The sequence below is a fragment of the Parahaliea aestuarii genome (genome assembly GCF_008064635.1).
Taxonomy (GTDB): domain Bacteria; phylum Pseudomonadota; class Gammaproteobacteria; order Pseudomonadales; family Halieaceae; genus Parahaliea; species Parahaliea aestuarii.
The window spans coordinates 237,086-253,385 of the sequence record NZ_VRYZ01000002.1 but is presented as its reverse complement, the minus strand read 5'-3'; the positions used below and the strand labels follow the sequence as shown (position 1 = coordinate 253,385).

The 16,300-nt window shown below is 63.7% G+C and carries 16 protein-coding genes; 8 read left to right on the top strand and 8 right to left on the bottom strand.

Annotation, left to right across the window (positions count from 1 at the left end):
- Positions 1 to 202 precede the first annotated feature (202 nt).
- The 3 genes from FVW59_RS05490 to FVW59_RS05480 are packed head-to-tail and all read left to right on the top strand — an operon-like array spanning position 203 to position 4,767.
- Positions 203 to 2,311 carry a BCCT family transporter gene (locus FVW59_RS05490; protein WP_148063231.1) on the top strand — a complete coding sequence of 703 codons (2,109 nt, stop codon included), beginning with the start codon at positions 203 to 205 and terminating at the stop codon, positions 2,309 to 2,311.
- A 31-nt stretch (positions 2,312 to 2,342) separates the two neighbouring features.
- A complete protein-coding gene (locus tag FVW59_RS05485; protein WP_148063230.1) occupies positions 2,343 to 3,626 on the top strand; it encodes a porin in 1,284 nt (427 codons plus the stop codon).
- A 52-nt stretch (positions 3,627 to 3,678) separates the two neighbouring features.
- Positions 3,679 to 4,767 (top strand): ABC transporter substrate-binding protein, encoded by a 1,089-nt coding sequence (locus FVW59_RS05480; protein WP_187275775.1) that lies wholly within the window; start codon positions 3,679 to 3,681, stop codon positions 4,765 to 4,767.
- Positions 4,768 to 4,779: 12 nt separating this feature from the next.
- Here the strand turns inward: FVW59_RS05480 and FVW59_RS05475 are convergent, their stop codons facing one another.
- A complete protein-coding gene (locus tag FVW59_RS05475) occupies positions 4,780 to 6,093 on the bottom strand; it encodes an NAD(P)/FAD-dependent oxidoreductase (RefSeq protein WP_148063228.1) in 1,314 nt (437 codons plus the stop codon).
- Positions 6,094 to 6,387: 294 nt separating this feature from the next.
- Here FVW59_RS05475 and FVW59_RS05470 point away from each other — a divergent pair, with 294 nt between their 5' ends.
- On the top strand, positions 6,388 to 6,666 hold the full coding sequence (locus FVW59_RS05470) for a hypothetical protein (RefSeq protein WP_148063227.1): 279 nt from the start codon (positions 6,388 to 6,390) through the stop codon (positions 6,664 to 6,666).
- A 21-nt stretch (positions 6,667 to 6,687) separates the two neighbouring features.
- Here the strand turns inward: FVW59_RS05470 and aptA are convergent, their stop codons facing one another.
- The 4 genes from aptA to pspF all read right to left on the bottom strand — a co-directional run bounded on the left by aptA (position 6,688) and on the right by pspF (position 11,432).
- The gene (gene aptA / locus FVW59_RS05465) at positions 6,688 to 8,007 is read right to left on the bottom strand and encodes an omega-aminotransferase AptA (protein ID WP_148063226.1); all 1,320 of its coding nucleotides are present in this window, start codon (positions 8,005 to 8,007) and stop codon (positions 6,688 to 6,690) included.
- A 22-nt stretch (positions 8,008 to 8,029) separates the two neighbouring features.
- Positions 8,030 to 9,493 (bottom strand): NAD-dependent succinate-semialdehyde dehydrogenase, encoded by a 1,464-nt coding sequence (locus tag FVW59_RS05460; RefSeq protein ID WP_148063225.1) that lies wholly within the window; start codon positions 9,491 to 9,493, stop codon positions 8,030 to 8,032.
- A gap of 83 nt (positions 9,494 to 9,576) precedes the next feature.
- Positions 9,577 to 10,410, bottom strand: a complete 834-nt coding sequence (locus FVW59_RS05455) for a helix-turn-helix domain-containing protein (RefSeq protein ID WP_148063224.1) — start codon at positions 10,408 to 10,410, stop codon at positions 9,577 to 9,579.
- The gene (gene pspF / locus FVW59_RS05450) at positions 10,407 to 11,432 is read right to left on the bottom strand and encodes a phage shock protein operon transcriptional activator (RefSeq protein WP_148063223.1); all 1,026 of its coding nucleotides are present in this window, start codon (positions 11,430 to 11,432) and stop codon (positions 10,407 to 10,409) included. Before pspF ends, FVW59_RS05455 begins: the two co-directional genes overlap by 4 nt.
- A 210-nt stretch (positions 11,433 to 11,642) precedes the next feature.
- Between pspF and pspA the strand changes: the two genes are divergently transcribed.
- The 4 genes from pspA (at position 11,643) to FVW59_RS19790 (ending at position 13,535) form a co-directional block, all read left to right on the top strand.
- The gene (gene pspA / locus FVW59_RS05445; RefSeq protein ID WP_148063222.1) at positions 11,643 to 12,377 is read left to right on the top strand and encodes a phage shock protein PspA; all 735 of its coding nucleotides are present in this window, start codon (positions 11,643 to 11,645) and stop codon (positions 12,375 to 12,377) included.
- Between the two features lie 73 nt (positions 12,378 to 12,450).
- Positions 12,451 to 12,708, top strand: a complete 258-nt coding sequence (gene pspB / locus FVW59_RS05440; protein ID WP_148063221.1) for an envelope stress response membrane protein PspB — start codon at positions 12,451 to 12,453, stop codon at positions 12,706 to 12,708.
- 3 nt (positions 12,709 to 12,711) lie between these two features.
- A complete protein-coding gene (locus FVW59_RS05435) occupies positions 12,712 to 13,239 on the top strand; it encodes a PspC domain-containing protein (RefSeq protein ID WP_148063220.1) in 528 nt (175 codons plus the stop codon).
- Positions 13,240 to 13,403: 164 nt separating this feature from the next.
- Complete coding sequence (locus FVW59_RS19790; RefSeq protein WP_281290172.1) at positions 13,404 to 13,535, top strand: hypothetical protein; 132 nt, start codon at positions 13,404 to 13,406, stop codon at positions 13,533 to 13,535.
- Positions 13,536 to 13,554: 19 nt separating this feature from the next.
- Here the strand turns inward: FVW59_RS19790 and FVW59_RS05430 are convergent, their stop codons facing one another.
- The 3 genes from FVW59_RS05430 to fghA form a co-directional block, all read right to left on the bottom strand.
- Positions 13,555 to 14,052, bottom strand: a complete 498-nt coding sequence (locus tag FVW59_RS05430; RefSeq protein ID WP_187275774.1) for a nuclear transport factor 2 family protein — start codon at positions 14,050 to 14,052, stop codon at positions 13,555 to 13,557.
- A 145-nt stretch (positions 14,053 to 14,197) separates the two neighbouring features.
- Positions 14,198 to 15,430, bottom strand: coding sequence for an MFS transporter (locus FVW59_RS05425; RefSeq protein ID WP_222711435.1), 1,233 nt, complete (start codon positions 15,428 to 15,430; stop codon positions 14,198 to 14,200).
- A 5-nt stretch (positions 15,431 to 15,435) separates the two neighbouring features.
- Positions 15,436 to 16,296 carry an S-formylglutathione hydrolase gene (gene fghA, locus FVW59_RS05420; protein ID WP_148063218.1) on the bottom strand — a complete coding sequence of 287 codons (861 nt, stop codon included), beginning with the start codon at positions 16,294 to 16,296 and terminating at the stop codon, positions 15,436 to 15,438.
- Between the last annotated feature and the right edge of the window lie 4 nt (positions 16,297 to 16,300).

Here is a 16,300-nt window from a genome sequence, read left to right as displayed (position 1 = left end):
GTTTTCAGTGCACGAGGGCCAGCGCATTTTTTGCGTGGGCCGATGTCCCTGAAAATCGTGTGATGTACTGCAGAGGAGCGAAATGATAGAGCGATACATCTACGTTTGAAAGTGGCACTCGGGCTTGTCGGTCACACGCCGGGCAACGTTTCCCTTTAGATGCTAGGCTGTTAGGTTACATTGTTCGGTCCCGGGGAGATTCATGTCAGCCAGCGAAAGCAAAACAACATCCACCGTTCTTATTCCTGTCTTTATTCCCGCTGTTGTGGTGATCGTACTGCTGGTGGTTGGCACCATCAGCAATCCCGATCTGGCCGGCAATGTCTTTGACCAGACCCTCATGTTCATTACCCGCAACTTCGGCTGGTACTACATGCTGTCGGTCGCCTTCTTCCTGATTTTTATCGTCGGCATTGCCATGACGCGCTGGGGCCATATCAAACTGGGGCCGGATCACGCCGATCCCCAGTACAGCTTCCCGGCCTGGTTCGCCATGCTGTTTTCTGCCGGCTACGGCATCGCGCTGTTGTTTTTCGGTGTGGCAGAGCCGGTGTTGCACTACGCGGCGCCGCCGGAAGGGGCAGCGGAGACAGTGGGTTCAGCCAAGCAGGCCATGCAGATCGCCTTCTTCCACTGGGGTTTTCATATCTGGGCGATCTACGGACTGGTCGGCCTGGTGTTGGCCTATTTCGCTTACCGCCACGGCCTGCCGCTGTCGATACGCTCCGCCCTCTACCCACTGATCGGCGATCGCATTTACGGTGGCTGGGGGCATGCGGTGGATGTGTTCGCCATCCTCGGCACCATGTTTGGTATCGCCACCACCCTGGGTCTGTCGGTGACCCAGATCAACACCGGCATTCACTACCTGTGGCCACAGATTCCGGTGGACAGCACAGTGCAGATTATCTGCATTGCCAGCATTACCTGTCTCGCCATATTTTCAGTGGTGGCGGGGATGGACAAGGGGGTCAAGCGCCTGTCCATCCTCAACATGGTGCTGGCCATTGCACTGATGAGTTTTGTGTTTTTCGCCGGTCCGACCATTCACATCCTGGAGACCTTCCTGCAGAACACGGGGAGCTATTTCAATCACATCGTCGAGCGCACCTTTAACCTGCAAGCTTATTCGCGCAGCGACTGGATCGGCAACTGGACGCTGTTTATCTTCGGCTGGACCATTGCCTGGGCACCCTTCGTCGGGCTGTTCATTGCCAAGATCAGCCGTGGGCGCACCATCCGCGAGTTCGTACTCGGGGTGATGCTGGTGCCCTCCCTGTTTACCTTCCTGTGGTTCTCGATCTTCGGCGGCACGGCACTGCACGAGGTGATGAACGAGGGCTACAGCGTGCTGATTGCCGAGGTGCAGAACAACCAGGCCATCGCCCTGTTCAAGCTCTACGAGATCCTGCCGCTGACGTCGATCCTCTCTTTCATCACGGTGTTGCTGATTATCACATTCTTCGTGACGTCCTCCGACTCCGGTTCCCTGGTGATCGATTCCCTGGCCTCGGGTGGAGCGCTGCATACGCCGGTATGGCAGCGGGTGTTCTGGGCGTCTGCCGAGGGCGTAGTGGCATCTACTCTCCTGTTGGCGGGGGGCCTGAGCGCACTGCAGACCATGACCATCGTCAGCGCGCTACCCTTCAGCTTTATCATGATTATCTCGGCCCTGGGAATGTGGCGGGCGCTCACTATCGAAGGGCATCACAACCGCAGCCTGAAAACCGATGTGCAGCAGCGCCTGACCGGCACCAGCGGCCGCAGCCTGTGGCGCGAGCGGCTGCACGCCCTGGTTACTTTCCCGGAGCGGGAAGAAGTACTGGAATTCATGGACACCACCGTGCGCAAGGCGATGACGCGGGTGGAGCGGGAACTGGCCAAAGAGGGCTGGGATGCGCGCGTGCAGACGGATGAGGAACACAATCGTATCTATCTGGAAGTGATCAAGGACGAGCAGGTCGATTTTATCTACGAAATCCGCCTGCTGGAGCACCGCCTGCCCGATTTTGCCTATCCTGAGATGGCGCGCGATGGCGATGATGAACGCCTCTATTACCGCTCTGAAGTGTTCCTGCGGCGCGGTGGACAGTCCTACGATGTGTTTGGCTATGATCAGCAGGACATCATTACCGACATTCTGGATCAGTTCGAAAAACACCTGCATTTCCTGCATATCTCGCCGGCGATCCTGCCATGGCGGATGGAGGCTCACGACGACATGCTGGCAACGCCGCCGGAGCCGCCGGAACAGAAGCGGGAAGATGAACGGGAAAAGGGGGAGACAGAAATCCGGCAACGTGCGGGCTAACTGTCGCGCCGGCCGGATCGGGAGGGCGGGAATGAAACGCGCATGCGCTGTGTGTGGCAGCCTGCTGCTGGTGATGGCCAGTGGCAGTTTCGCTGCTGGCGAATCCACGGTTGAGGAGTTACAGCGGGAAATCAGCGATCTCAAAGCGCGGCTGGCGGACCTGGAGGCGCTGGTCGCGAACATCAGTGCTCCCCGGGAGCTGCGTGAGACGGCGGTATTACCGGCCGAGAAGGTGGCCGAGGTCGAATTGGCCCAGGCGCAGCCCGAAGCCGATACCGCTGCGATCGAGTTAGGCGGTGCGCTTCGCTTCAATGTGATTCACCGGGAGGATGTGGACAGTTCGGAGGGCAAGCGGGGCGAGAGCGGATTGGATGTGTTCCGGCTCAATGTCGATGGCGCCATCAACAACCTGCTGCTGTCCGCCGAATACCGCTTCTATCCCTACATGGACACGATTCGTTACGGCTGGGTGGGGTACCAGTTCGAAGACGACAGCGTGATCCAGGCGGGCATCAACCAGGTGCCCTTTGGCCTGCTTCCCTACGCGGCCCACAACGCCTGGTTTGGTGTGCCTTACTACGTCGGCATGGCAGACGACTACGATATGGGCGTGAAATACCAGCGCGAAGACGGACCCTGGAGCGGCCAGGTGGCATTTTACAAGAACGAGGAACTCAACGACGCCGGCAACCTCGACCGCTATTCCTACGACCTGGTACTACAGGGCGATCAGCAGAACGAGGAGATCAACCAGCTCAATGCACGCCTGGCCTACACTTTCGGCAAGAACACGACGTGTGAAACCGAGTTGGGTGGTTCGCTTGAGGCGGGGCAGGTGTACAACAACCTGAGCGACGAGCGCGGCGATCACCGCGCCTACGCACTGCATCTGGATTCTCGCTGCGGGCGCTGGAATTTTCAGTTGCAGGGCGCCCGCTACGACTACGAGGTGCCGGACCCGCCCGGCGTGGATGACAGGGTAGTGCGCTTCGGCGCCTTTGCCGGCGCCTACGACGTGGCCGCGGCGGGGAAGGTCTATGTCGCCAACGTGGCCTATAACTTTGCCTCGCCCTGGCGCTATATCGACTCCCTCACCTGCTACAACGACTATTCGCTACTGGACAAGTCCCTTGACGGCGCCAGCGATTCGCAGATCAATACCCTCGGTTGCGCCATTGGCAGTGGGCCGCTGTTTACCTATGTCGACTACATCCTGGCGCGCAATATGCCGTTTTTCGGCGATGGCTCGCTGGCCGGTGGTGGTGAGGACGACTGGCTTGGGCGCCTGAACATCAATATCGGTTATTACTGGTAGCGCCATGGCTGGTTTCTCCCGCAGAGTTCTCTCCGTTTCGCTCGTGGCCGCCATGACAACCCCGCGCTGGCGCTACGCAGTACTGGTCTGCCTCTGTCTGGCGCTGTCCCCGCTGCGTGCCGACACCCTCAATGTGGTGTCCTGGGACGGCGCTTATGTGAAGAGCCAGGTGCTGGGCTTTATACGTCCCTTTGAAGAGGCTACAGGCCACCGGGTGAACATCATCCAGCACAGCGGCGGCGTGGCGGAGATCCGGCAGCAGGTACGGGCCTGGAACGTGAGCTGGGATGTGGTGGACATGGAGCTGTTCGACGCCCTGCGGGCGTGCCGGGAGGGGCTGCTGGAGCCGCTGCAGGTGAGTCTGCTGACGCCGGCGCCGGATGGCACTCCGGCGAGTGAGGATTTCATCGAGCTGGATGAAAGCGCCTGCGGCGTCGGCAATGTGGTGGGCTCGACCGTGCTCGGCTTTCGCACCGATACCTTCGAGCAGCCACCGCAGCAGTTGGAGGATCTGTTCGATCTGCAGCGCTTTCCGGGTCGACGCGCCCTGCGCAAGTCTCCCAAGGGCAACCTGGAGTGGGCGCTGATAGCCGACGGTGTAGCGCCGGCCCGGGTCTACGAGGTGCTCGCCACCGAAGCCGGACTGGAGCGCGCCTTTGAACGCCTGGACAGCCTGAAGCCCCACACCGAGTGGTGGGAGACCGGCCAGCAGGCGATTCACTTACTGGAATCCGGCCAGGTGGCGATGGCCTCCGTGTACAGTGGCCGTGTTGCCGCGGCCCGGGAGCGCGGCCAGCCGCTGGCGATGCTGTGGGATCACCAGATCTGGTTTTACGATGTGTGGGCGATTCCGCGCAACGGCCGCAACAGCGAGCTGGCCCGGGAGTTCGTCCGCTTCGCCAGTTCCACTGACAGCCTGGCGGCCCAGGCGCGCTACATACCCTACGGCCCCATGCGTCGCTCGTCGCTGGCGGCGCTGCCGCCGGAATTGCGCGCCCGTCTGCCCACCGCGCCGGACAACCTGTCCAGCGCCCTGGAGCTGGATGCGCACTGGTGGTCTGAGCACCTGGACACCATCGGGCCGCGCTTTCGACGCTGGCTGGAGCGCCCGGTCATGGTGCCCCGGGCGTTACCGCGCTAGCTACCCGCCAGTTCAGTGGAGCTTGAAGCGCGGGCGGATGAAGTGATTGATCTTGTCGGTAAAGGCCATCATCAGCGCCCGCGGCCAGCCGTGGATGGCACCCTGGTGCATGCGGTAGAGGGAGACGTAGGCCAGTCGCGCAACCTTGCCCTCCAGGCTGATACCGCCGCGAGCCAGGCCGCCCATCAAACGGCCGAAGGCGGAGTACTCGCTCAGTGACACCAGCGACCCCATGTCCTTGTAGACAAAGGCCTGCTCGGGCTTGCCCGCCAGTCGCCGCCGCAGGTTCCTGGCTACGCAATCCGCCATCTGGTGGGCCGATTGCGCCCGCGGCGGTACCCAGCGCTGCTGGTCATCCGGGCCCTCCATGGCGAAGCCGGCGCAGTCACCCAGGGCGTAGATGTCGGTGTCGCCCTGTACCTGCAGCGTCGGCTCTACCAGCAACTGGCCCATGCGATTGCACGCCAGGCCATCGATGGCGGAGAGAAACCCGGGCGCCTTGACCCCCGCGGCCCAGACCATCAGGTCAGCGCGGATCAGTTCGCCCTCCCGCGTGGTCAGGCCTTCGCGGCTGGCGGACACGACGGCCGTTGCAGTGCGCACCTTGACACCCAGTTTCAGCAGTTCCCGGTGGGCGCCGCTGGAAATGCGTTCGTTGAGGGCCGGCAGCAGGCGCGGGCCGGCCTCCACCAGTGATACCTCCAGGTGCTCGGGGGTAATGGTTTTCAGGCCGTAGGTGGAAAACCACTCGCGAGCCTTGAACAGTTCCGCCGACAGCTCCACCCCGGTGGCGCCGCCGCCGACAATGGCGATGCGCAGTTTGCGATCCGCCTGGCCCGCCTCCAGCGCCTGATCCAGGCGGATGAAGCGGTCGACCAGGCGCTGGTGGAACACCTGTGCCTGGTCTGGGCTGTCGAGGAAGATGCAGTGCTCGCTGACGCCACTGACATTGAAGTCATTGGATACGCTGCCGATGGCCAGCACCAGGTAGTCGTAGTGCTTTTCCCTGCGCGGCAGAATCTCCTCGCCGGTGTCGTCGACCAGCGCGTCCAGCTCAATGCATTTGCGCGCACGGTCGACACCGCAGAGTGTGCCCAACTCAAAAGCAAAACCGTTGCGATGGGCGTGCACACGGTAATTCACCGCGTCGAGTTCGGCGTCGAGGGAACCGGAGGCGACCTCGTGCAGCAGGGGCTTCCAGATATGGGTGTGGTTGCGGTCGATGAGAGTGATCCGGGCCTTGCCTTTGCGGCCCAGTTTGCGGCCGAGTGCCGTGGCGAGTTCAAGGCCGCCGGCGCCGCCGCCTACGATTGCGATCTGTATCATGAGATTGATTACTGAAAAACGGGGAAGGTTTTTTTGCCGTGGGCAGTATACAGAGTGGCTGGCCGCAGGCCCAGAGTCCGCAGGCTTTGCCCGCCGGCTTCAAGCGGCGCTGGTTTTGGACTACTATCGATGTGGTGCTTCTGTTTGCCAGAGAAAGGATGCTGCGTGGCCATAATCACCCTGATAGTAGTAGCGGCTTTGGGCCTGCTTTGGTTTTTTCTGCGGCGGCGCGGTAGTGCACCGGGCGCGGGCAGGCGTACAAGGGCAACTGCGGCCCGCAGCCCCTACCGGGCTGTGAGCATTGTCTGCACGCAGGACGCCTGCAACGCTGCACAGCAAATGGCGGGGCGCGCCTTTCTCGAGGCAGAAGGCAGCACGCCCGTGCTGCCCCTGCAGGGCTGTGACGTCGCCCGTTGTCAATGCCGCTATGCGCACAGCGATGACCGCAGGACGGCCAGTGACGACAATGACCGCCGCTTGCCGGCCTCGCTGCAGAGTGAACTCTATCCCGCGTCGGAAAATATCGATCGACGCCAGCGCCGGCGCGGACGCCGGCGCTCTGATCTCACCTGACAGCGCCGCTTACTCTGCCAATCAGCCGAGTGCTTCCAGCACACTCTTGCGAAAACGCTCTGCGAACAGGTCGATTTCGCTCTCGCTGATCGACAGTGGCGGTGACATGACCATGTGATCGCCCACTGCCCGGCACAGCAGCCCGTTCTCGTAGCAGCGCTGGTGGATCCTGGGGCCCAGGGACTTTGCCGGGGCATCGAGCGGATCGAAACTCACGGCGCCGAGCAAGCCGTAGTTGCGAATGTCGATGACCTGGGGCAGATCGCCCATCGCGTGCAGGGTGTTGGCCCAGTGCTCACCCTTGGCGCCGCTGGCGCAAGTGAACAATCCCTCGGACTCATAGATATCCAGCGCCGCCAGGCCCGCTGCCGCGGCCACGGGGGTGCCGGCGTAGGTATTGCCGTGGAAGAATTCCGGCACCGTGTCCGGGGTATTGTCGAAGATGGTCTGCTGGATGCTGTCCTTCACGAACACGCCGCCCATGGGAACAGTGCCGCCATTGATGGCCTTGGCGCTGGTCATGATGTCAGGGGTGACGCCGAATTCGGTGGCGGCAAACGCTGAGCCGGTGCGGCCGAATCCGGTGATGACCTCATCGAAAATCAGCAGGATATCGTGCTCGTCACACAGTTCGCGGACCTTCTGCAGGTAGCCTTGCGGCGGCGGTACCATGCCGCCGGCGCCGGAGATCGGCTCGATGATGACCGCGCAGATGCTGTCTGCGCCGCGCAGGGCAATGATCTGTTCAAAGGCGTCTGTCATGCGGTCGGTGCCGTGCTCGGGACAGCCCCGGCTGAAGGCATTGCGGCTGATGTCGAGCATGCCGGGCAGGAAGTCCACCTCCTGCAGCAGCGGGAAACCGTGGCGGTTGGTCGGCAGGCCCTGCATGGAGGTGCCGCCGATATTCACCCCGTGGTAACCCTGCTGGCGCGAGATAAAGCGGGTCTTGCTGCCCTTGCCGCGGGCGAACTGGTAGAGGTGGGCTATCTTCAGCGCCGTATCGACCGCCTCGGAACCCGAGTTGGTGAAGAAGATGCGGTTGATCCCCTCCGGGGTGTGTGCCATGAGTCGCGTGGCGAACTGGAAGGCCGGCGGGGTGCCGAACTGGAAGGGCGGTGCGTAGTCCAGCTGCATGAGCTGGTCCCGAACTGCATCGGCCACCTCGCGGCGGGCGTGGCCGATATTGCAGCACCACAGGCCGGCGGTGATATCCAGTACATCGCCGCCATCTTCGCGGAACAGGAAGCTGCCTTCCGCCCGGGTGAAAACCCGGGGATTCTTCTGGAAGGCACGCACATTGGTGAAGGGTTGCCACCAGTGCTCGAGGTTCAGGTCTGTCATGTTGTCTCCGGATGTGTGCTGGCTAGCGGTCGAGTCCGCCCATCAGCATGTACTTGATTTCTACATAGTCATCGATGCCGTACTTGGAGCCCTCGCGGCCGCTGCCGGATTCCTTGACGCCGCCGAAGGGGGCCATCTCGTTGGAAATGATGCCCTCATTGATGCCGACGATGCCGTAGTCCAGGGCTTCCGCCACTCGCCAAACCCGTCCGATGTCGCGGGTGTAGAAGTACGAGGCGAGTCCGAATTCGGTGTCGTTGGCCATGGCGATCACTTCTTCCTCGGTGGAGAAGCGCACCACCGGCGCCACCGGGCCGAAGATCTCGTTGCGGAATACCGCCATCTCCGAGGTCACTTCCGTCAGTACGGTTGGCTGGTAAAAACAGCCACCCAGCTCGTGGGGCGCGCCGCCGAGGGCCACTTTGGCGCCGGCGGAGACCGAGGCCTGTACCAGGCCGTCCACGTCAGCCACCGCTTTGGCGTTCACCAGCGGGCCGATGGTGATACCGTCCTTGAGGCCGTCTCCCACCACCAGTTCCGCCGTGGCCTTTACCAGCTTCTCTACAAAGGCGTCGTACACGCTGTCCTGTACGAACATGCGGTTGGAGCACACGCAGGTCTGGCCGGCGTTGCGATACTTGGAGATCAGGGCGCCCTGTACCGCGGCGTCGAGATCGGCATCATCGAACACGATGAAGGGGGCATTGCCGCCGAGTTCCATGGAGGTTTTCTTCATGGTCTCGGCGCACTGCGCTTCCAGCATCTTGCCGACCGGGGTGGAGCCGGTGAAGGTCAGCTTGCGCACCACCGGATTTGCGGTCATCTCGCCGCCGATGGCGGAGGATGAGCCGGCCAGTACGTTGATGACTCCGGCGGGCACCCCGGCCCGCTCCGCCAGTTCCGCCATGGCGAAGGCCGACAGGGGGGTTTCCGTGGCGGGCTTGATCACGATACTGCAGCCCGCCGCCAGCGCCGGTGCCGCCTTGCGCGCGATCATCGCGTTGGGGAAGTTCCAGGGGGTAATGGCCGCGACCACACCCACCGGCTGTTTGATGCAGACGATGCGGCGGTCGGGGCCGGGGCCGGGAATCACGTCGCCGTCGATGCGCTTGGCTTCCTCGCCGAACCACTCGACGAAGGCGGCGCCGTAGGCGACCTCACCGCGCGACTCGGCCAGTACCTTGCCCTGTTCAGCGGTCATGATGATGGCGAGGTCTTCCTGGTTGGCCATCATCAGGTCGAACCACTTGCGCAAAATCTGCGCGCGTGACTTTGCCGGCAGTGCCTTCCACTCGCCCATGGCGCGTTCGGCGGCTGCAATCGCGCGCGCGGTTTCTGCCTGGCCGACTTTCGCTACCTGGGCGATTTCCTCGCCGGTGGCGGGGTTGCTGACGGCAAAGGTCGCGCCGTCGTCGGCGTCGACCCACTGGCCGTCGATATAGGCCTGGGTTTTGAGGAGGCTGGCGTCGCTGAGTGACAGGTTCATGGTCAAATCCTTTTCGTTAAACGTGTCGTTGTCACCTGACAAACTAGCATAGAGAGCGCCGTGTGGGGCGACCATACCTGATGTCAGGTAGTTGGATAGCGCCCGGCGAGTGGATCTTCACCTGGGCAAAAGGGTTGGGCCAGGGCGTCGAAGAACAGCGAGAACAGCTCGTTGTGCGATGACAGTCCCAGCTTCTGGTAGATATTCTTGCGGTGCACCTGCTCGGTCTGGGTGCTGATGCCGAGCTCCCGCGCCACCGCTTTGGAGGGATAGCCCCTCAGTACCCGCTGTACCACGTCCCGTTCCCGGGGCGTCAGGCGACTGCTGCCGAAGGCCTCCAGCACCGCTTCAACCTGGGTGTGCAGGCCGCCATCGCCACTGGTGCCGCGGGTCAGGCCCTCTGACCAGTTGCGCCGCACCAGCGCGGCCACGGTGTCGGCGATGCCCCTCAGTTCCCGGCGTTCGGCGGGACGAAAGCGGTGCAGGGCAGGGGTGCGCTCCAGGGAGATGGCCAGCGGCGTGCCGTCGCCGGTTTCCACCAGGAAGCCGCAGTGGTCGATGACCCCGTTGGAGCTGTAGTAGAGCGCGTAGTAGTGGCTGTCGCTGAAGTTGTCGGGGGCAATATCGGGAATATGAAAGAAACCGCGTACCCCGGCCTTGGCACTGAGGTAAAGGGGCGAGAGCAGCCACAGGCCGTCGCGGTAGGGTCCGCCGAAGCCACTCTGGTCGCCGGCGTGCAGGGCGTTGTGCACCACACGCAGCTCGCCGCTTTCGGGATAGCCCATGATCACCCCGCTGTCGAAGGGAGTGACGCTGTTGATGAAGTCGAGGAGGGCGGCACAGAAGTCGTCGCCGCCGAGCGAGTCGATCACCCGGGGCAGGGTCTGCAGTGCCCGCCCTGTGGCGGAATCAGTCATGGCTTGTTGCTGCGTCGGCGGCCTCCCAGTCCGTGTTTGCGCACCATGCCGCGCAGCTGGTCGTAGGACAGTCCCAGGGCATCGGCGGTGCGGCGCTGATTATGCCCGTTTTCCGCCAGTGCTTCCTCCAGCAGTTGCTTTTCAATGCGAGCCAGGCGGCCTGCGAAATCAAGATCGGGCTGCGACGCTGCGGTCTCGGCGGCGGTCGCAGGGACGGCCCCAGCGGCGCCCGGTGCTGCCGGCTCGGCAAAGGGCGAGCGGAAAGGGTCGATGGCGATGGAGCCAACCGCTTCGGCGGGGTCGTCCCAGCGGTGCAGGGAGCGCTCCACGGCGTTCTTCAGTTCGCGGATATTGCCGGGCCAGTGATGGCCATTCAGGGTGGCCAGTGCCTCGTCGGTGAAACCGGGGAACAGGTCCCAGCCCAGTTCCGCCGACATCTGCACGGCGAAATGCCGGGCCAGCAGCGGTATGTCCTCGGGGCGCTGGCGCAGGGCGGGCAGGTGCACCACGTCAAAGCTGAGGCGATCCAGCAGGTCGTGGCGAAAGCTGCCGTCTTCCGCCATGGCGCGCAGGTCGGCGTTGGTTGCCGCCACCACCCGCACATCCACCTGCAGGGTCTGGTGCCCCCCCAGGCGCTCGAACTCCCCGTACTCTACGAGTCGCAGCAGCTTTTCCTGCAGGCGCGGCGACATGGTGCCGACTTCGTCCAGGAACAGGGTGCCGCCATCGGCGCGCTCAAAGCGGCCGCGGTGGGCGCGGGTGGCGCCGGTGAAGGCGCCGGTCTCGTGGCCGAACAGTTCGGATTCCAGCAGGGATTCCGCCATCGCAGCGCAGTTCACCTTCACCAGCGGGGCGTCCCAGCGGCCGGACAGGAAGTGCAGGCGCTCTGCGGCCAGCTCCTTGCCGGTGCCGCGCTCTCCCAGTACCAGCACCGGGCGGTTGATCAGCGCCAGGCGCGAGATGTGTTCCAGGGCCTGGGCGAGGGCGGCGGAGTCGCCGATGATGCTTTCTGTGCTTCTCATAAAGGTAAAATAAACCTAATTTCTAGGCCCTGTCAGCCTATATATAGGTGAAAATAGCCTTTTATGAGAGATAATTTTATAGATTCTGGATGAGAAGGTATCTGTAACTGTCTGATAGATAATACTAATATTTGAAATTGGCACGGTTCCTGTAATAGCTCCGTCGACAGCACCGGAGTGCCTGAGTCGACCAATACAAGGAGTATCACCATGGGCATTTTTTCCCGTATGACCGACATCATCAATTCCAACCTCAATTCCCTGCTGGATTCCGCCGAGGATCCGCAGAAGATGATTCGCCTGATTATCCAGGAGATGGAGGACACCCTCGTCGAGGTGCGCAGTTCCTCCGCCCGCGTACTGGCGGATCGCAAGGCCGCCGCCCGCCGCCTGGAGCAGGTGCAGGCCGAGGCCGAAACCTGGGAAGCCAAGGCGAAGCTGGCGATCTCCAAGGGCCGCGAGGACCTGGCCCGGGCCGCCCTGCAGGAAAAGCACGCCATTCTCGACGAGGTGGCCGTGGTGGAGGCGGAACTGAAGGCCCTGGACGAGCATATCGCCCAGCTTGGTGACGAGGTGTCGCAGTTGCAGCAGAAACTGAGCGATGCCAAGGCCCGCCAGAAAGCCATGATCATGCGCAGCCAGACAGTGGAGTCACGCATCAAGGTGAAGCGCCAGATGCAGCGCGAGGCGCTGGACGATGCATTCAGCCGCTTCGACCACTTCGAGCGCCGCATGGACAACCTGGAAAGCCAGCTCGAGTCCATGGACCTGGGCCGTGAAGTGCCCCCGGACCTGGCGGCGGAGATCGACGCCCTGGCCGAGGACGAGCGCATCAACGACGAGCTGGCGCGCCTGAAAGGCGAGCTCGGTGGCCACAGCGCTTCGCAGGGGGCTGCCGGGGAATCCGGCAAAGCGGCCGCGGCGCCCTCCGGCAAAAGCGAATAAGCGTCGCTGCTTGGCGATTGACATGGACAATGGCAGCATGGCCTGACGGCCTGCCTGCCCAGGGAAGAAAACAATGCAATTCTGGAATTTTATGTTTGTGCCCACGATCCTGTTCCTGGTGATCGTGGCGCCGCTCTGGCTGGTCATGCACTACCGCAGCGTGAACCGGTCCTCCCGCGGCCTGAGTGAGGATGACCGGGAGTCGGTGGAGCAGCTGCTGGAGACGGTGGACAAACTGACTGACCGAATTACAACGCTGGAGTCCATTCTGGATGCAGAGCATTCGGACTGGCGCACGCAGACCAGCCGCGAGTCGCGGCACAAGGAGTAGGCCATGACACGACATCACTATCGCTCTCGTCACAACCGCTTTCGCGACGAGACCCGGCGCTGCCAGCGCAACATTCGTTCGCGCAAGCGCAGTGGCTGGGGTATGAACCTCTACCGCAATACGCGCCAGGGCAAAATCGCCGGCGTCGCCGCGGGGCTGGCCGATCACTGGGATGTGGCCCACTGGGTCGTGCGCCTGCTGTGGGTGGGCGCCTTCCTGTTCACCGGCACCCTGGCCCTGTGGGTCTACCTCGGCGCCTGGCTGTTGCTGTCGCCACGCCCCAGCGGCCGCTGGGGGGAGGACCCGGCCTTTGCCGATGATCCGTCCGACGACCCGGACCTGGAGATGGAGTACGACGAGCGCTACCAGCACTACCGGCCGCGCAAGGTATTCCAGTACTCCGAGCCCAGCAATGTGCGCCTGCAGCGCGCCCGCGAGCGGCTCGATGCCGCCCTGAAACGGGTGGAGGATATGGAGTCCTACGTGACCTCACGCCAGTACGAACTCAACCGGGAGTTTTCCCGTCTCTAGCTGAACCCTGAGCGGCGCCTGCGGGCGCCGCTTTCGCAACACCACCAGTAATAAATCAACTTCCGCTCCGCCACCGGGGCAGGGCGGGAGTTTGCCTGGCACCGGTGGCTCGTCGCCCGCTGGCCATAACAATACGAGAGGGAGCTCCCCCGGGAGAGAGGGGAATGCAGGTAGGGATAATAATTGCTGTGCGGGTCGATGTGCCGATGTGGGCACTGCATTACCTGCCGGCCCACGAACACTGGCAGCTGGCCTGGCAGTGGCTGGACGTGAGCCTGCGCCTGATGTGCTACTGACCTTCGCCGTGCGGGCGGTTTAGCCCGGCATGCAGTTGCCGGCGTAGGTCACCACATCGGCGTCGCCGGAAAAATCGCGGATTTCCACCCAGTGCGGTTTGAAGTGGCTGCGTACGATACGCCACTCGCCGTCAATGCGCCGATAGGCATCGCGGTACTGGCCGGCCAGCTGGAAAGCCGTCTTGTCGCGGGTGTTGAGGCTGTGGAAGTGCAGGCCGATCCTGGCCTCGGCACTGTCCGGGCCGGTCAGGGTAATGACCGGGTTCTGGGCGTGGTGGAGGTCGACGATGTGGTCGTGGCAGCCCAGTTCCTCGAACACCGCGACAAAATCCTCCCGCCGCCGGAACTGGCCGATGTGACCGTAGTCGATGTCGACGTCGCCGCTGGCGAAGCAGTCCAGCACCTCCCCAGGGCGTTTGGCATCGCAGGCGTCGAGGTAGCGGTGTTTCAGTTCCAGGATCGCCTGGCGATCCTTCAGTTCGCGAATTTCGGCTTGCAGGGCCTGCAGTTCGGACATGGGCGGGGCTCCCTTTTTCTGTGAGTTGTGGGCGTATGGCGGTGGTGAGGCGATACTGTAGGCCATTGCCGCGCACGGCTCGACCGCGGCGGTTCAAGGGGCTGCCCTGAGAGCGGCCTTATCTGGCCCCGTGCGGGGGCCTGCGTTAGCGGCAGGCGGTTTGCTGGCGGGTGACGATCTCGCCACTGCTCTCGTCTACCTGCAACTGCAGGCGCCTCCCTGCCAGGACGGCGAACAGCGCGGCAATCAGCAGGATGCCCAGCAGCAGGGCGCTAATGCCACCGAGCCCGATCTGCCAGTCCAGCAGCAGGCCTACGGCAAAGGGGCCGAGGGCGGCGATGCAGTAGCCCAGGCCCTGGGCCATGCCCGACAGCTGTCCCGCGATGCCCGGGGTGGCGCTGCGCAGCACCAGCAGGGTGAGGGCGAGACTGAAGGTGCCGCCCTGGCCGAATCCGAGCAATACCATGGCGCCCCAGGTCCACTGCTGCGGCCCCAGCAGGGCCAGCACCAGACCGGCGGCAGTCAGCAGCAGCAATATCAGCAGGGCGGGACGCTGGTCGCGGCCGAGTCGGCCCAGCCAGGGTGCCGCCAGCGCTGATCCCAGTTGCATCATCACCGAAAAGCCCAGCATCAGGCCGGCATCGGCCTCGCTCACACCGCGCTGCTGCAGCAGTACCGGCAACCAGCCGAACACGATATAGGCCATCGAGGACTGGCTGCCCATCAGCAGGGTGACCTGCCAGGCCAGCGCATTGCGTCCGAGTCCCGGGTGCTTTTCCCGCCGGCTGCCGGGAATCCGCTGTGGCCAGGGGTGGGGCATCAGCAGGCGCCAGGCAAGCAGGCCGACAAAGGCCGGCAATGCCCAGAAGGCGATGGCCGGCACCCAGCCCCCCAGCCAGCCGGCCAGGGGCACACTGAGACCGGCGCCGAGGGCGCCGCCCAGGCACAGGGCCATGGTGTACACCCCGGTGAGCAGGTCGGCGCGCTCGGGCATTTCCCGCTTAACCAGGCCCGGTAGCAGGGTGCCACCTATGCCTATCGCGGCGCCGGCCAGGATGGTGCCGGCAAACAGGGCTGGCAGCAGATGCTGGGCCCGCAGCAACAGGGCGCCGCCGAGCAGCAGCAGGGCGAATGACAGGGCGCGCTCAATCCCCAGGCGGTGGGCCAGGCGCGGCGCCAGTGGCGCGAACAGACCCAGGCACAGCACCGGTACTGTGGTCAGGGCGCCGACCGCCGCGGGCGACAGTTGCAGGTCCAGTTGCAGGCGGGTCAGCAGCGGCGAGAGGGAGGACAGGGCCGGGCGCAGGTTCAGCGCCACCAGCACCATCAGCAGCAGAAAGGCCGCCGGGCGCAGGCCGGAGGTGGAGGAGCTGTTCACCCGGATCAGTCTTCAGCCAGGGACTGTTCCAGGGCCCGGGCGTGGAAGGCAATGTGGCTGCCGATGAAACTGCTGATAAAGAAGTAGCTGTGATCGTAGCCGGGCTGGCGGCGAATGGTGGCCTCGTAGCCGGTGCGACTGCACACCTGCTCCAACAGCGCGGTTTTCAGTTGCTCTTCGAGGAAATTGTCCGCCTCGCCCTGATCCACCAGCATGGGCAATTGCAGGGCGCCAGCCTCGATCAGGGCGCAGGTGTCGTAGTTTTTCCAGTTTTCCCGGTCCGGCCCGAGATAGTTGCCCAGGGCCTTTTCGCCCCAGGGGCACTGGCTCGGGGCCACGATGGGTGCAAAAGCAGAAACTGACTGGAAGCGGGCGGGGTTGCGCAGGGCGATCACCAGCGCGCCGTGGCCGCCCATGGAGTGGCCGAAGATGGCGGCGCGCGAGGTATCCACCGGGAACTGTTCCGCCAGTAAAGCCGGCAGTTCCTCGGTGAGGTAGTCGTACATGCGGTAGTGGCGGTCCCAGGGGGCTTCAGTGGCGTTGACGTAGAAGCCGGCGCCGAGGCCGAAATCCCAGGCACCTTCGGGGTCGTCTGGCACACCCTCGCCGCGGGGGCTGGTGTCCGGTGCGACGATGGCCACCCCGTGCTCCGCGGCGTAGCGCTGGGCGCCGGCCTTCTGCACGAAGTTTTCATCGCTGCAGGTCAGCCCCGACAGCCAGTACAGCAGGGGCACATCGCCGCCGCGTGCGGCGGGAGGCAGGTAGAGGGAGAAGTGCATGTCGCAGTCGAGGCTGTCGGCGCGGTGTTTGAGGCGCAGTTGTTCGCCTTCGAAACAGCGGTGGCTGGCGATGGTTTCCACAGTCATTCCT

Bases quoted from the DNA above. Each gene is read 5' to 3' on its own strand.
- FVW59_RS05490 (WP_148063231.1), top strand. From the start codon at position 203: ATGTCAGCCAGCGAAAGCAAAACAACATCCACCGTTCTTATTCCTGTC.
- FVW59_RS05485 (WP_148063230.1), top strand. From the start codon at position 2,343: ATGAAACGCGCATGCGCTGTGTGTGGCAGCCTGCTGCTGGTGATGGCC.
- FVW59_RS05480 (WP_187275775.1), top strand. From the start codon at position 3,679: ATGACAACCCCGCGCTGGCGCTACGCAGTACTGGTCTGCCTCTGTCTG.
- FVW59_RS05475 (WP_148063228.1), bottom strand. From the start codon at position 6,093: ATGATACAGATCGCAATCGTAGGCGGCGGCGCCGGCGGCCTTGAACTC.
- aptA (WP_148063226.1), bottom strand. From the start codon at position 8,007: ATGACAGACCTGAACCTCGAGCACTGGTGGCAACCCTTCACCAATGTG.
- FVW59_RS05460 (WP_148063225.1), bottom strand. From the start codon at position 9,493: ATGAACCTGTCACTCAGCGACGCCAGCCTCCTCAAAACCCAGGCCTAT.
- FVW59_RS05455 (WP_148063224.1), bottom strand. From the start codon at position 10,410: ATGACTGATTCCGCCACAGGGCGGGCACTGCAGACCCTGCCCCGGGTG.
- pspF (WP_148063223.1), bottom strand. From the start codon at position 11,432: ATGAGAAGCACAGAAAGCATCATCGGCGACTCCGCCGCCCTCGCCCAG.
- pspA (WP_148063222.1), top strand. From the start codon at position 11,643: ATGGGCATTTTTTCCCGTATGACCGACATCATCAATTCCAACCTCAAT.
- pspB (WP_148063221.1), top strand. From the start codon at position 12,451: ATGCAATTCTGGAATTTTATGTTTGTGCCCACGATCCTGTTCCTGGTG.
- FVW59_RS05435 (WP_148063220.1), top strand. From the start codon at position 12,712: ATGACACGACATCACTATCGCTCTCGTCACAACCGCTTTCGCGACGAG.
- FVW59_RS19790 (WP_281290172.1), top strand. From the start codon at position 13,404: ATGCAGGTAGGGATAATAATTGCTGTGCGGGTCGATGTGCCGATGTGG.
- FVW59_RS05430 (WP_187275774.1), bottom strand. From the start codon at position 14,052: ATGTCCGAACTGCAGGCCCTGCAAGCCGAAATTCGCGAACTGAAGGAT.
- fghA (WP_148063218.1), bottom strand. From the start codon at position 16,296: ATGACTGTGGAAACCATCGCCAGCCACCGCTGTTTCGAAGGCGAACAA.